Origin of the sequence: Bartonella sp. TS25HLJMH (genome assembly GCF_042193505.1) — a bacterium.
Taxonomy (GTDB): domain Bacteria; phylum Pseudomonadota; class Alphaproteobacteria; order Rhizobiales; family Rhizobiaceae; genus Bartonella; species Bartonella grahamii.
Genome location: NZ_JBHILV010000002.1, coordinates 25,286 through 39,876, shown reverse-complemented (window position 1 = coordinate 39,876; position 14,591 = coordinate 25,286). Strand labels below are relative to the sequence as shown.

Annotated in this window: 13 protein-coding genes; 3 read left to right on the top strand and 10 right to left on the bottom strand. The window is 37.2% G+C overall.

Annotated elements, in window-relative coordinates; all coding sequences use genetic code 11:
• Positions 1-66 precede the first annotated feature (66 nt).
• The 10 genes from ACFINF_RS01370 to ACFINF_RS01325 form a co-directional block, all read right to left on the bottom strand.
• Positions 67-1,449: a HAMP domain-containing sensor histidine kinase gene (locus ACFINF_RS01370; RefSeq protein ID WP_012754869.1), complete on the bottom strand. Its 1,383-nt coding sequence runs from the start codon at positions 1,447-1,449 to the stop codon at positions 67-69.
• Complete coding sequence (locus ACFINF_RS01365) at positions 1,446-2,132, bottom strand: response regulator transcription factor (protein WP_012754868.1); 687 nt, start codon at positions 2,130-2,132, stop codon at positions 1,446-1,448. Before ACFINF_RS01365 ends, ACFINF_RS01370 begins: the two co-directional genes overlap by 4 nt.
• A 72-nt stretch (positions 2,133-2,204) precedes the next feature.
• On the bottom strand, positions 2,205-3,716 hold the full coding sequence (locus tag ACFINF_RS01360; RefSeq protein ID WP_375619342.1) for a Do family serine endopeptidase: 1,512 nt from the start codon (positions 3,714-3,716) through the stop codon (positions 2,205-2,207).
• A gap of 186 nt (positions 3,717-3,902) precedes the next feature.
• Positions 3,903-4,355, bottom strand: coding sequence for a cytochrome c-type biogenesis protein CcmH (locus ACFINF_RS01355; RefSeq protein ID WP_375619341.1), 453 nt, complete (start codon positions 4,353-4,355; stop codon positions 3,903-3,905).
• A gap of 1 nt (position 4,356) precedes the next feature.
• Positions 4,357-6,336 (bottom strand): heme lyase CcmF/NrfE family subunit, encoded by a 1,980-nt coding sequence (locus tag ACFINF_RS01350; protein WP_375619340.1) that lies wholly within the window; start codon positions 6,334-6,336, stop codon positions 4,357-4,359.
• A gap of 7 nt (positions 6,337-6,343) precedes the next feature.
• Positions 6,344-6,823 carry a cytochrome c maturation protein CcmE gene (ccmE, locus tag ACFINF_RS01345; protein WP_375619339.1) on the bottom strand — a complete coding sequence of 160 codons (480 nt, stop codon included), beginning with the start codon at positions 6,821-6,823 and terminating at the stop codon, positions 6,344-6,346.
• 302 nt (positions 6,824-7,125) lie between these two features.
• Positions 7,126-7,899 (bottom strand): tetratricopeptide repeat protein, encoded by a 774-nt coding sequence (locus ACFINF_RS01340; RefSeq protein WP_375619338.1) that lies wholly within the window; start codon positions 7,897-7,899, stop codon positions 7,126-7,128.
• A 246-nt stretch (positions 7,900-8,145) separates the two neighbouring features.
• Positions 8,146-9,564 (bottom strand): ATP-binding protein, encoded by a 1,419-nt coding sequence (locus ACFINF_RS01335; protein ID WP_375619337.1) that lies wholly within the window; start codon positions 9,562-9,564, stop codon positions 8,146-8,148.
• Positions 9,564-10,229, bottom strand: a complete 666-nt coding sequence (locus ACFINF_RS01330; RefSeq protein WP_375619336.1) for a response regulator transcription factor — start codon at positions 10,227-10,229, stop codon at positions 9,564-9,566. Before ACFINF_RS01330 ends, ACFINF_RS01335 begins: the two co-directional genes overlap by 1 nt.
• A 21-nt stretch (positions 10,230-10,250) precedes the next feature.
• Positions 10,251-10,487 carry a hypothetical protein gene (locus ACFINF_RS01325; RefSeq protein WP_375619335.1) on the bottom strand — a complete coding sequence of 79 codons (237 nt, stop codon included), beginning with the start codon at positions 10,485-10,487 and terminating at the stop codon, positions 10,251-10,253.
• Positions 10,488-10,826: 339 nt separating this feature from the next.
• Here ACFINF_RS01325 and ACFINF_RS01320 point away from each other — a divergent pair, with 339 nt between their 5' ends.
• From ACFINF_RS01320 to ACFINF_RS01310, 3 genes are read left to right on the top strand one after another with little or no spacing between them, the layout of a single operon-like run.
• Positions 10,827-12,977: a transglycosylase domain-containing protein gene (locus ACFINF_RS01320; RefSeq protein ID WP_375619334.1), complete on the top strand. Its 2,151-nt coding sequence runs from the start codon at positions 10,827-10,829 to the stop codon at positions 12,975-12,977.
• 17 nt (positions 12,978-12,994) lie between these two features.
• Positions 12,995-13,591, top strand: coding sequence for a DUF1214 domain-containing protein (locus tag ACFINF_RS01315; protein ID WP_375619467.1), 597 nt, complete (start codon positions 12,995-12,997; stop codon positions 13,589-13,591).
• Positions 13,584-14,123 carry a hypothetical protein gene (locus ACFINF_RS01310; RefSeq protein WP_375619333.1) on the top strand — a complete coding sequence of 180 codons (540 nt, stop codon included), beginning with the start codon at positions 13,584-13,586 and terminating at the stop codon, positions 14,121-14,123. The genes ACFINF_RS01315 and ACFINF_RS01310 overlap by 8 nt, the downstream gene beginning before the upstream one ends.
• Positions 14,124-14,591: the final 468 nt, after the last annotated feature.

The window sequence follows — 14,591 nt, the reverse complement described above, 5'->3', positions numbered from 1 at the left end:
TTCTATTGCTTTATACTTTTAAAATAGTTGTTACGTATGAAAAGGGAAAAGTGAAGAAAAATATCTTTAAGGAAATAACAAAACAGCCCTAAGCCCTGGATTTGCATTTTCAAGTAACAATTCACCCCCATGAAGCTTCATAACGGCTTTTGCTATACTTAAACCAATCCCAAACCCAGGTTGTGTGCGGCTTTCTTCAAGACGAACAAATCGTTCTGTCACTTTTTCAAGTTTATCCTCTGCTATTCCTGGTCCATTATCGCTCACAACAACTAATAAATGTTCATCACGATATTCCATTGATAAGCAAACCTCCGCTTTCCTTTCACCTTTAGACGCATATTTAATGGCATTATCTATAAGGTTAAAAATTGATTGTGCAACAAGCTCACGATTTAACTTAAGCTCTTTATCAAATATATTCCCCAACCGAAGTAAAACACCTGACTCTTCAGCAAAAGGTTCGTAAATCTCAACAGCATCTTCAAGGATCAGTTTCATATTCATCATTTCAAGATGCTCAATTGCACTGCTGGCCTCAATACGTGAAATCATTAAAATTGCATTGAACGTACAAATAAGTTGATCTGATTCTGCAATAACCCTATCAAGGACCTGACGATATTCAAGCTTTGTCTTATTTCCTGAAAGCGCCTCTTCAGCGCGATTTCTAAGACGCGTTAACGGCGTTTTCAAATCATGAGCAATATTATCTGATACTTGACGTAAACCAATATTTAACTCTTCAATGCGGTCTAACATAACATTAAGATTAGTTGACAATCGATCAAACTCATCCCCTACTCCAGAAACAGGTAAACGCCCACTGAAATCACCATCCATCAGGCGCTGTGATGCAGCCGTTACATGATCAATCCTTTGTAAAGCTCTCCTGCCAACAAAAAACCATATGAGTAAAGCGCCTCCAACCATTGCAGCAAGTGCAATGATCACAGCTTTACGAATAACCACTGCAAAACGTTCTGGCTCATCCAAATCGCGTCCTATAAGAATCTTCATAGCATTAGGTAAATCAACAATAACCGCCAAAGCGCGATGTTCACTTGTTTTGCCATGTTCTCCAAAACGAGAATACAAAAAAGAGGTAGAAATAAAACCACTCTGATTCAAAAGACCTAATTCAATACGTGCTACATTTCCTGCTAAAATACGCCCCATAGAATCCGTGACAAGATAAAGAAATGCTCCTGGTTGTCTTGAACGATAATCAATAGTGCGCATTAATAAGGATAATCCCCCATAATTATAAGCATTTTCAATATACTTTAATTCTTCATGTAAAGCCTGTTCAGTTTGCTCTGTTAACAATGAAGCAGAAAATGCCGTCATATAAATAGAAAGTCCTGTTGCCACCAAGCCAAACAATAAAATGTAAAGTGCTGAAAGCCTTAGCGCCGTCGTGCGCATTATATTAATCAAACGATTCATGCTTTGTTATCTGGTGCTTTCAGCATATATCCAGCTCCACGCACGGTATGGAGAAGGGGAACATCAAAATCTTTTTCAATTTTGGCTCTCAAACGGGAGATATGGACATCAATAACATTCGTTTGTGGATCAAAATGGTAATCCCAAACATTTTCCAAAAGCATAGTGCGTGTAACAACCTGCCCCGCATAGCGCATCAAATATTCGAGTAAACGAAACTCTCGTGGTTGCAATAAGATGTTTCTATCACCCCGTTTTACCGTATGTGCTAACCGATCAAGCTCAAGATTACCTACACAATAAACAGTTTCTGCTTCTTTAGGATTTTTCCGCCGTTGTAAAACTTCAACACGCGCAAGAAGTTCAGAAAAAGCATAAGGCTTTGTCAAATAATCATCTCCCCCTGCACGCAACCCCGTTACACGATCATTAACTTGCCCTAAAGCCGACAGGATAAGAACCGGTGTTTCATTGCCTTTAGCGCGCAATTCAGCAATAATAGAAAGACCATCACGATGCAAAAGCATTCGGTCAACAACCATAACGTCATAATTTTCCGTGGTCGCTAAAGCGTATCCCGTATCCCCATCATAAGCAACATCAACAGAATGCCCTACTTCCAAAAAAGCCTTTTCGAGATAATGCCCCGTCTCATGATCATCTTCAATAACGAGTATCTTCATAAAACGTATCTCCATTATTTTATTATGTTGTAGGACAAACATTTAATAAACATTTGTCCTACAACTAAAGCCTTATTTTTTCAAAATTGGAAGAGCAACAAAACGATTTTGATCATTTGTTCGCACTTGTAAGAGTATAGCCTTTCGTCCTAACTGCTGAGCATTTTTGATTGTGCTAACAATATCAGAGACTTTTTTAACTGGTTTATTATTTACTGTCACAATGGTATCACCAGGGCGTATCCCTTTATCTGCAGCATCTGAATCGGTATCGACATCCGTTACGACAACCCCTACACCATCATCAGAAGGTATAACAATCAGACCATAATCTTCCAATGTTTCATCTAAATCACCCCGTTCATTTGAATGTTTTGAAGCCTCTTTCTTACTTTCATCTTCAGACATTGAAGCGAGTTTAACCTTGATACTTTCCTCCTTACCTGATCTCCAAATCCCTATGGTTACCGTTTCTCCTGGTTTAATATTTGCAATACGTTTCGCCAACTCACGCGCATCAGCAACCTTTTCATTATTCACTGAAATAATTACATCACCCGCTTTAATACCAGCCTTTTCTGCCGGTCCTTTTAACGGATCAGTGACCAAAGCACCTTTGGCTTCTTTTAAACCTATTGAATCGGAAATCTCCTTTGTTACTGGCTGAATCTGAACACCTAACCAACCACGTTGAACTGAACCTTTTTCAATAAGTTGTTGTACAACCTGTTTTACAGTCGCTGCCGGAATAGCAAAAGCAATCCCAACATTTCCTCCAGAAGGAGAAAAAATTGCTGTATTAACCCCAACAACCTTTCCATTCAGATCAAATGTTGGACCACCAGAGTTTCCTCTATTAACAGCAGCATCAATCTGAATAAAATCATCGTACACACCAGTGCCAATATCACGTCCACGTGCAGAAACAATACCTGCTGTCACAGTTCCACCAAGGCCAAATGGATTCCCAATGGCAACAACCCAATCCCCAACACGAAGCTTTGAATCATCACCAAAATCAACATAGGAAAATTTTCTTTTATCACTCACTTTTAATACAGCAAGGTCGGTTTTGGGGTCTTTCCCAATAAGCTTTGCGTTCAATTCTGTACCATCATCAAGAACAACAGTATAACTTGTTCCGTCAGAAATCACATGGTCATTGGTTACAATGTAACCATCAGACGAAATAAAAAAACCCGATCCAAAAGCAATAGGACGGAGTCTCCGTGATTGGTGGGAAAATTTATTTTTAGGTTTATCAAAATCATAAAACTCTTTAAAAAATCTTTTCAAAGGATGCTGATCTGGTAATTGATCAAGTCCTGGACCACTAAAAAAGTTGCTAAAGAACCTATCTTCTTTCTTTTTATTGCTCTTTACTTGTACTGCTACAACTGCTGGTTTCACTTGAGCAACAATATCGGCAAATCCCTGTTGTTGCATTAACGAAGTAAATACAGAACTTGCATGAGCCTTTGTCATCAACAAGCTTGATGTACATCCACTAAAAAACAGTGCACTTTCCAATATCGCAGAAAAACTCACTGCGACAAACGTTTTAAAGAAAGCCTTTTTAACCATTTACTCTATGCTCCTATTCAATCATACCTTTATTCCAATTGCGATCACTTATAAAATACTAGACCTTACCGTTTTCTGTCTAAATTATTAAAGTTTTGTAAGGTTTCAGTATACCCTAATATAATTATAATAAGATTGTATGCTCATTGCAGATGAGCCGATTGTTTCTTTTATGTAATATCTTTTTTAATGCAATGGCATTTTTGACTGTTCTTTTTCATTCAGATAACTCATTATTTTCTCATGATTATTCCGTTTTAAGTGAAAAAATATGATATTTGCGCCAATGATGATAATAATCAAAGGCGAAAACCATAAAAACCAAGTTATTTTATTCAATGGTGGTTTCAAGAGAATAAATTTACCATATCGTTCAACAAGAAAGTCAGTGACTTGCTGATTACTATAGCCCATTTTTAGCCTTTCCCGAATTAAAAGCCGTAAATCACGTGCTAGAGCAGCATCTGAATCATCAATTGATTGATTTTGACAAACCGGACAACGTAAATGTGATGAAATATGGCGTGCTCTCGCTTCAAGAACCTTATCCTTTAAAATCTCATCCGGCTCTACTGCTATTGCTAATCGAAAAGGAAATGTTGCAATTAAAAAAAATAAAATCCAAAGATTTTTTTTCATCTCAATGTTTTTTCCAAAAATTTAAAGCAAGCAGTACCCTATTATACATGCCAATGCGAAACCAATATCCCAGAAGAGAAAGACATCCGCCTATAGCCATCATGAATGCCCCTAACCAAATACATATTACATAAGGCTTCCACCATATGTGTACAACAAGACCCCGATTATCGGTATGTCCTGGTACAATATATAGCTGCGATAAGCCATAATTTTGAAGACCAACTTCTGTTGTTGATGTATTTTGGCTTGAATAAAATCGCTTTGAGGCTGTTACATGACCCACAATGTTTTTATTTTCATATATTTTAAAATAAAACTCCATTGCCGAATAATTCGAACCAACACCATCATACACTGCATCAAAATGAAGCGTTTTATCCGCTATCGTCACCCTATCCCCTACGTTCATGATTAAAATACGTTCTTGCCCAAAACTTGCCACACAAACAATACCAAATAATGTAACACCTAACCCCATATGTGCTATTGCTGCACCAAAAGTAGACCATGGCAATCCAAGAAATCTCTTAACGCGTACTGAAAAAGCTCTCTTGCCATATCCACTCTTTCCCCATAGATCCGCTAAACTGCCTAAAAAAACAAATGCTGAAAGCCCAATCCCTAAAACTGCAAAAATATCACGCAAAGATGTCGCATAAAATATTATAAAACAGACGATGCCAACCAATACAAAAACAAACCATAACCGTTCAAAAACTGCAAGAAAATCACCGCGTTTCCATGCCATCATTGTCCCAAACGGAACAAACAACAACAGCAAAACCATTAGCGGTCCACAGGTAAGGTTAAAAAAAGCAGCCCCTACAGAAATTTTTTGTCCTGTTAATATCTCAATAAAATAAGGATAAAGCGTACCAATCAATACTGTTGCTGTTATTGTTGTAAGTAACAAGTTATTTAAAACAATAAACCCTTCACGTGAAATTGGTTGAAAAAAATTTCCTGTTTTTAAAATAGGAGTGCGCAAAGCAAAAAGAAGAAAAGCCGCTCCCGTAAAAAAAAATAAAAGCGCAAGAATTGCTTGCCCCCGTACTGGATCAACAGCAAAACTATGAACAGAAACTAAAAGCCCCGAACGCACAAGAAAAGTTCCCATCAGAGAAAGGGAAAAAGTAAGCAGCGCTAAAAACAAAGTCCAACTTTTCAATATTTCTCGTTTTTCGAGAACAAGAGCAGAATGTAAAAGAGCCGTTCCTGAAAGCCAAGGCATAAACGAAACATTTTCAACAGGATCCCAAAACCAATAGCCCCCCCATCCTAGCTCATAATAAGCCCAATAGGAGCCAACCATAATACCCAATGTCAAAAAACACCAAGAAAGTAAAAGCCATGGACGAATCCCACGTGCCCAAATTCTATCAACATGTCCCATAATCAATGCCGCAACGGCAAAAGAAAAACAAAGTGAAAAACCGACATAACCTAAATAAAGTAGCGGTGGATGAATTGCTAATGCGATATCTTGTAAAAGAGGATTGAGACCATTTCCCTGTAATGCTGGTGGATTCACACGTAAAAATGGGTTGGATACAAAAAGAATAAATAAAAGAAAAGCACTTGTAATCCAACTTTGGCAAATTAAAACAAGCGTCTTAAAATCTTCTGGAAAACGTTGGCTAAAAAAGGCCATCAATGCACTAAAAAAAGCAAGACTTAAAACCCATAACAACATAGAGCCTTCGTGGTTGCTCCAAACACCTGTAATTTTATAGAGCATCGGTTTTTCTGAATGAGAATTTTCAACAACGTTCAAAACAGAAAAATCAGATACGACATAAGCATAAATTATCACTAAAAAAGATAAAAGCAGTAATGTAAAAGTGATATATGCTAGAGGAACAGCTGTTTGCATTAACAAACGCTCTCTCCACCAAACACCTAAAGCAGGTAAGAACGCTCCTAATAAGCTTACTGAAAATGCTGCAGCTAAAAAAATATGACCCAGTTCGACAAGCACAATCGAATTATTTCTCCATACCGTAATGTTTTTTCAAACGATCAGCTGTTTCTTTAGGCATATAAGTTTCATCATGTTTTGCTAAAATACGTGTCCCTATAAAAAAACCCTGTTTATCGAAATGCCCTTCTACAATCACCCCCTGACCTTCACGAAAAAGATCTGGTAAGGCACCGTTGAAAACCACTTTTTCATGTTTTTTGTTATCCGTTACAAAAAAAATAACGCCTCTCTCTCCAACATATTGAACAGTTTCCTTTTCAACAAAGCCACCCAAACGCAAAGGGCGCCCTGTTAAAATATCTTCTCTTGTAATTTCAGAGGGCATTCTAAAAAAACTGACCGCATGACGCATTGCATATACTATAAGACTTGCTGCAATTGTCATAACCAAACAACATAATAATATGATCAGCAAGCGCCTTTTTTTTCGCTGCTCTAAAATAACCTTCAACGAAGAAGAATTCTTTAAAAATTGACTTTTCATAGACACTCTACGAAAAAAATTTAAATATGTTATAATTAAGTATCAATATTTTATTTTTTTTAAGAGCTTTGCACATCTTCTACATAGGTGCAACTTTTTATCCAATACCTCACCTTTGCTAACAAACTTATCAATATCTTTCTTCCTTTTTTAGTTTTACAACCAATTTTTATTTAACCTATAACCACTTATATCGCGCTCTTTACATTCTTCATTTCTATTCCTTAGTCTTCTTCACAAACACCTACTTCTAAGAGATTACTTCTCTTGTCTTTCTAAACAGCACTTCCCTTTATATTTCATCATCTCAATTGGCGATGATTGCTTTTCTTTGTATGCTCACTCGATAAATCACGTAACTGAATCATCATTTTTTTTACACGTGATTGTCCTGAAAAATTTTCAGGCATTGTATCAAGAAAGCTTTGTAAAAATTGCACTGCCTGCGCAGTTTTTCCTGCTTGATGCAATGCATCGGCCAACAATAAACGTGGATAAAAATCTGTTGGCGCTAAATCTGCTGCTTTTTGAAAAGCATTTTGTGCTTCTTGTGTTATCACTCCCCCTTCATAACCAACCAATGCTAAACCATATCCTACAAGCCTTGGAGCTGTTTCTCCATTCAAACGAAGTGCGTCTAAATAAGTATTCACAGCCTCTTGAAAAAGGCTTTCTTCGAGATACCCTACCGCTAACGCATCTGCTAGCTTGCCATCATGAGGTGCACGGAAAAAAAGCACTTGTAAACGAATAAGCTTTTCTTGCTTACTAAGAGTTTTAGGATCCTTATCCATTAATTCGCTAAAAAAATAACTTTTCACTTCTGGACTGCCTGTCAGACCATAAATATTCCATGTCATAAGAAGAACAAATAAAATACTTAAAATCTTAAGAATATTTCTTTTTTTATAATGGATATAAAGCTTGTTAAACTCAATCGTATGCTTATGACTTCTATAGCCATCCACGGTTTGAACTTTCCATTCTTTCTTTATATCATCGTCAAAACGTAGTGAAAGAAAAAGAATACTTGCCAGAAAAGTCAGAAAAAATGCTGCAAAAATTAATAAGAGCATATCATTTTTTTCCAATACGCACAGAGAATGACTCGCTTACATTTCACCATCTTCATGAGAAGAGTGATGTGAATTGATAAAAATTCATTTTTTCATGGAAAATATTATAAAATCTATTGTCCATTTTTCTTATATATATCAATTAAACAAAGGAACTAAAAACAATGTTTCCCTACTCTTTATGTATTATCTGAAAATACTGCTTTACAAACTTTATAGACATTTCTTGCTTAAGGCGAAAATATGTTATTCTCCCATCTTAGGTAATAAAACTTTTGCATACAACCCACCCAAATCAGAACGTGATAAAAAGAGCTTGCCACCATATTCACTGACCATATCTGAAACAATTGCTAGCCCTAAACCTGCCCCTAGTTTACTTTCATTAAACCGCCGCCCTCTTTTTAATGCTTCCTCCATTTTGTCTTCTGTTAAACCAGGGCCATCATCTTCTACAAAGATACTAAAATATTCTGTTTCTTCAACATTTTCTTCTAAACAACAAGAGATCAAAACCTTTGCTCGAGACCACTGAGTAGCATTTTCAATCAAATTCCCTATAATTTCTTCTAAATCTTCCTTCTCTCCAGAAAAAACAATATCATCAACATCCATAATAAATTGAATTTGTTTTTCAGGATTAAGCTTTTTCATAACCCGCACTAAACGTTCAAGCACACTGCGAACAGACGTATGATAGACAATACTATCGCATTGTGCTGCAATCCGCGCACGCTGAAGATAATGATTGATTTGAGCTTGCATTATTTGCGTTTGCTCTCTCAACAAACAAGCCTTTTCTCCGCGCATCTTATCTATCTCATTCATAATCACGGATAGAGGCGTTTTCAATGAATGCGCAAGATTACCAACCTGTGTGCGAAATCGCTCAATAATACGCTGATTATTATTAATGAGAGCATTCATCTCTTGTACAAGCGGCATTACTTCGCTTACTAAATCCGTATTCACATAGTGAACTTTTCCTTCGCGAATATCATTCAATGCGCGTCGAATAAGCTTCAACGGTTGAAAACTAAAGAAAATAATAGCAATATTAATAAGGACACTCCCGATACCAAAACTCCAAAGAAAAATTTGCAAAGTTCGCTTAAATTCCTTTACCTGGGCATGAGCTTCATCGATATTCCCAACAAGCCGAAAACGTGCAATATGATTTTCATTATCAAGAACAACATCACTTTCAATCACTTGTAGCTTTTGACCATTGTTCCCCTTTATCCGATAAGAGCGAAAGAACTTATTGTCAAAAGGTATATCAACATCACTTGGTGTAAATATCTCGCCTGTTCCCAATGAGGGGGATGTCAATCTTCCTTTTAAATTATGGGATATCGCAACAACTTCCCAATACCATCCTGTTGTTGGGTCAGAATAACGAATATCATCAATCCCAGCCCCTCCTCTCAAAGTACCTTCCGATGACACCGTCACTGTTGCAATAAGACTGTAGAGTTGAGCAGAAAGAATACGCTCTAGGCTTTGTTCAGTTGAACGTTTATAAAATAAAATACTTACTGCAGAAATCGATAAAAGAGAAATAACAACCCATAATGTTGATAAGACCATAACACGTAAACTGAGAGATCGAGTAATTACAAAAAAGAACCTCCTACACCAATTATTCTCTTCGAAAGTATTCATTAATCACCTAGCGTTCTCACGCGATACCCCATTCCTCGAATAGTTTCAATCAAATCCACTCCAAGCTTTTTCCGTAACCGACCTACAAAGACTTCCACCGTATTCGAGTCCTTATCAAAATCCTGATCATAAAGATGTTCAGTAAGCTCTGTTCTTGAAATGACCCTGTCACAATGATGCATGAGATACGAAAGCAGTCTGAATTCATAAGATGTTAGTTTAATCAACTGACCATCCACAAAAACACGAGACGTCTTCGTATCCAACAAAACATTTCCGCAACATAATACACTTGTCGCATGTCCCGTAGCGCGACGAATTAATGCTCGTAAACGCGCCATCACTTCCTCCAAATGAAATGGCTTCACAACATAATCGTCAGCCCCAGCATCAATACCGTGCACCTTATCAGACCAACGGTCTCGCGCCGTTAGCATTAAAACAGGCATGGAGTGCCCTTCTTGACGCCATTTTTCAACAACACGAATACCATCAATATACGGTAAACCTATATCAAGTATCACCGCGTCGTAAGACTCTGTGCTCCCTAAAAAATAAGCCTCTTCACCATCGAAAGCACTATCGGAAACATATCCTGCACGTCTTACAGCTTCTGCTAATTGATGATGAAGATTCCGATCATCTTCAACGATTAAGATACGCATCACAACACCATCTGCCAAAAACTAATCAGCAGGAACAAAAAACTCAACACGACGTAACTTTTCACCATTACGGGCTGGTACAACAATCACAATTGCACACATGCCCTTTCCATCCTGAATAACTGGGTTTGAACGAACGAGAACCCCGCTCTCTTGCGCGGCAACCTTCTTACCTACTTCAGCGCACCCAGAAGCTAGAACAGAATCTGCTCCTAAAAAAGCTGCTATTATTACGAACAAGAAATTTTTTTTCATCATAAATATTTCAATAACCCACCTCTTCTCTTCCTTGATAAAGGATAAAAGAAATAATGGTTTTTGGAGTCGATTTAAAAATCACAAATGGAAATAATTTATCCTCTATCTTACAGACGAACGCATTAACATTACTCTAAATTAAAAAAAACTCAAAACAAAATATTTTTAATAATGAGAATAAAATTTATTAGATAAAATCTTAATACACTATCTTACGAAAAATGAATAATTCTAAAATAAACTCTTTCTTTGTTAGCACTATAGCAAAAAAATACTTCTACTCCATATAATTATTGTAGATTTGTTTGGTTGTATTTCTTTGCCATAGGCTCTCTTTAAATGTTTGATTTTTTTAAAAAAAAGAAAAGGCAACACCGTAAGCCATTTCACAGTCCTGCTCTCATTGAATTAGACGCACGATTAGATACAGCGCTTTATCACATTCGTTCTGCTAACAGTTTTTTCTGGAAAAAGGCAAAAATCATCTCACAAAATTTTCATCTTCAAGGATGGAAACGTTTTATCGTTGAAGTTCTCGATGAAATACTGACATTAGGGTTGATGGGATTTACTCTTTTCACTATTTTGGGCATTTCTGTTTTTGAACTGACCAAAACAGATTGGTCTTCTCCTAAAAACTTTTCCATTCTTTTTCTAGATCGCTATGGAAATTCCATTGGGCACCGTGGTGCACTGCCGGCGATCTCTGTCCCCGTTGAAGAAATGCCTGACACTGTCATTAAAGCGGTTCTTGCTACAGAAGACCGTCGTTTTTTCGATCATTGGGGTATTGATTTTCAAGGACTTACACGGGCAATTTCACAAAATATGCAAGCTAAAGGTGTAGTGCAAGGTGGTTCAACTCTCACACAACAATTGGCTAAAAATTTATTCTTAACAAACGAGAGAACCATAACACGTAAAATCAAAGAAGCTTATCTTGCTCTTTGGCTAGAAGCAAATTTTAGCAAAAAACAGATTTTGCAACTTTATCTTGACCGCGCCTATATGGGAGGAAACAATTTTGGTATTGCAGCAGCTGCAAAATTTTATTTTGGAAAAAACATACGTCATGTATCTTTAAGTGAATCTGCTATGTTAGCAGGACTCTTTAAAGCTCCAACAAAATATGCTCCTCATAGTCATCTCTTTGCTGCTCAAACACGTGCCAATGTAGTCCTTTCTAATCTTGTTAATAGTGGTTTTATGACGAAGAGCCAGATTATCAATGCGCATCGCCACCCTGCTAGGGCACTTCCCCAAATAGAAAATAATCAGGCTGATTATTTTCTTGATTGGGCATTCGAGGAAGTCAAAAAAATGCGTAATCAACTTCCAAGCCATAGTTTAATTATTCAAACGACCCTTGATCCGAATATTCAAAAAGCAGCAGAAGAATCAATTGCATATCATTTACATCAATATGGTCAACAATATCGCGTAACACAAGCTGCCACTGTTATACTTGATAATAACGGTGCCATATGCGCAATTGTTGGGGGACTAGATTATAAAAAAAGCCAATTTAACAGAGCAACACAAGGCGGACGGCAAACTGGTTCTTCATTCAAACCCTATGTTTACGCAACCGCACTGGAACACGGGCTGTCTCCCTCAACAATTGTTTTAGATGCTCCCATCAATTGGGGGGGGTGGACACCAAAAAATAATTCTGGTCGTTATTTGGGGAAAATTGATTTAGCAACAGCTTTAGCTTTTTCCATTAATACAGTCCCTGTGTATCTCACCTATCAATATCTTCACCGCGATACCCAACCCATTATAGATCTCATCAAGAATATGGGGATTAACGCGCATATTTTATCACACAAAACGATGGTTCTTGGCACTTCCAACATGACCCCCATGGATCAAGCAACTGGCTTTAATGTCTTTGCGAATGGCGGGATAGCTGGTAATCGGCACGGGTTCACGCAAATCAGAACAATCGATGGACATGTGATATGGGATTTCGAGCATAACGGAAATAAGTTACACCGAGTTCTCAGCAGACAATCAGCTGCCTATATGAACCAAATGATGGTGGGTGTCACAACACGAGGGTCTGGTAAGCGTGCTGCTCTGCCTATGACTCTTGTCGCTGGGAAAACTGGAACATCACAATCCTATCGTGATGCTTGGTTTGTTGGCTTTACAGGCAATTATACTGGAGCAGTATGGATGGGAAATGATAACTTTTCACCGATGAATCGTGCTTTTGGGGGTGGAGTTCCTGCCATGATATGGCATCGCATCATGCTTGCTGCACACCAAAATATTATGCTCAAACAACTCTATGGTGTTAAAGATTCTCTTCTTCCTTATCATCCCCCAATACTTTCCTCCCATGTAGATTCTGAATTTTTTTCCCCAACACCCTCTACGCTTTCTCCTGAAACATTGAATATTGTGCGATTGATTAACAAAGATCTGAAAAAACCATCTGCAATTTCGTTGAAGATGAAAACAACTGGAGATTCAACATTTTGAATTCAAAATATTCTATGATGTTTTTTAATATCACCATTTTCTTTTTTATCTTCGCTTTTTCCATTTTATGTGGAAAACTGAGTGTCGATTACGTGCTCAATTCCTTTCATCATTTTGGACTCTTTAGAATTGGAAAATGGAATGCTTATCCACAAATGGGAACCGCCAATATGGATCCTTATACCCGCGCCCACACCGCTAAACGAGGCATAGTTTCACTCGGACGCACTGAAGGTCTTCAATTCCAGATTTGGCAAGACAACCAAGGGCGTCCACTCCACCCCCACTGTCATTATTTGCTCAAAGGCACCATCCCTGAAACCCGTCTTTTTACCCTTTATACAGCTAACAAGTCCCTTAAACCCTATACTTCATCGAAAGAAATACCTTTTGAACTCCACACTGACAATATTATCTATGAGCATGATGGCTCATTGCGCATCAATATTTCACCTACACCGCAAGCCGGCAATTGGCTTGCAACAGTTAGTCAAAAAGAATTCGGGCTTATCCTTACCTTATACGATACCTCAATCATCTCTGCAACGGCATTACAAAAGCTTACAATGCCCTCAATAGAACAAATTCCATCAGGACAAATAAATTGTGACTAGATTCATTTATATCGCACTTCTTGCAATCATTGGCGCTATTATCGTTCATATTTTCGTTCTCTTTCTAATCCCCTATTGGGCACAAGATAATATATGGACAGCACTTAAAAAATCCGGCGCCCCTTATCAATTTGTTGCTTTTACTCCCGATAATCCTATTCAACAATCTGCTGATCCACTCTTTCTTCTTAAAGTCTGCAGATTTAATCTTGAAAATGGACCTATTCATTTAAGAGCTTTGAAAACACGACAATTTTGGTCATTAGCAGCTTACACACACAACGGAATTATTTTCTATAGCCTTAATGACCGAACAGCCCCTGATAATACACTCGATCTTATTATTGGAAAACCAATACAAATAATAGAACTCAAAAAATCAAAACCTAAAAAAAATGCCAATTCAGTTTTGGTTGCTAAAAATTTGAATGAAGGTTTTGTCATTTTACGTATTTTTGCCCCTTTTTCACTTGCAAAAAAGGAAAGTGAAGCTTTCCTTTCATCTGCGACCTGCCGCATATTTTATGAATAAAAACGGACTAACCTCTCATTTGGACAACATCTTACTTTCTATACAAAATAAACGAAGCCTCTCAAAATGGTTATCTTTTTTCTCTATTAATCGAATATTCAAATTCAGGTTTGTCTGATTGTATATCCCTAAATTTTTATTGAGGTAGAATGAAATCTCTATTGCACATCATCATATCCTATTTGATACGCATTATCTGACAGAAAAAACTCCCCGCAATCAGAAGAGAAAAATCAAAATTCTAAATAAATATGCTACTAACAACCGTAAAACTTGTTATTTGAGTTTTTTCTTTTTATTTACAAACGTTTCCATAAAGTTCGCATCAATGACATGATAAACTATAGAAGAAATACTGATTACCTTCAATAAAGTGCGAAAATAATCGCTGGAAACTTATAAGACATTACGCATCCTTGACCTCAAAAATAAGTGCTTTATTTTTCTCTTATAAGCAGAAGCTTTTTG

What these genes read in the sequence shown, in the direction of transcription:
- ACFINF_RS01360 (WP_375619342.1), bottom strand. Translation starts at nt 3,716, where the DNA reads ATGGTTAAAAAGGCTTTCTTTAAAACGTTTGTCGCAGTGAGTTTTTCT.
- ACFINF_RS01320 (WP_375619334.1), top strand. Translation starts at nt 10,827, where the DNA reads ATGTTTGATTTTTTTAAAAAAAAGAAAAGGCAACACCGTAAGCCATTT.
- ACFINF_RS01315 (WP_375619467.1), top strand. Translation starts at nt 12,995, where the DNA reads ATGTTTTTTAATATCACCATTTTCTTTTTTATCTTCGCTTTTTCCATT.
- ACFINF_RS01370 (WP_012754869.1), bottom strand. Translation starts at nt 1,449, where the DNA reads ATGAATCGTTTGATTAATATAATGCGCACGACGGCGCTAAGGCTTTCA.
- ACFINF_RS01340 (WP_375619338.1), bottom strand. Translation starts at nt 7,899, where the DNA reads ATGCTCTTATTAATTTTTGCAGCATTTTTTCTGACTTTTCTGGCAAGT.
- ACFINF_RS01330 (WP_375619336.1), bottom strand. Translation starts at nt 10,229, where the DNA reads ATGCGTATCTTAATCGTTGAAGATGATCGGAATCTTCATCATCAATTA.
- ACFINF_RS01365 (WP_012754868.1), bottom strand. Translation starts at nt 2,132, where the DNA reads ATGAAGATACTCGTTATTGAAGATGATCATGAGACGGGGCATTATCTC.
- ACFINF_RS01325 (WP_375619335.1), bottom strand. Translation starts at nt 10,487, where the DNA reads ATGATGAAAAAAAATTTCTTGTTCGTAATAATAGCAGCTTTTTTAGGA.
- ccmE (WP_375619339.1), bottom strand. Translation starts at nt 6,823, where the DNA reads ATGAAAAGTCAATTTTTAAAGAATTCTTCTTCGTTGAAGGTTATTTTA.
- ACFINF_RS01335 (WP_375619337.1), bottom strand. Translation starts at nt 9,564, where the DNA reads ATGAATACTTTCGAAGAGAATAATTGGTGTAGGAGGTTCTTTTTTGTA.
- ACFINF_RS01355 (WP_375619341.1), bottom strand. Translation starts at nt 4,355, where the DNA reads ATGAAAAAAAATCTTTGGATTTTATTTTTTTTAATTGCAACATTTCCT.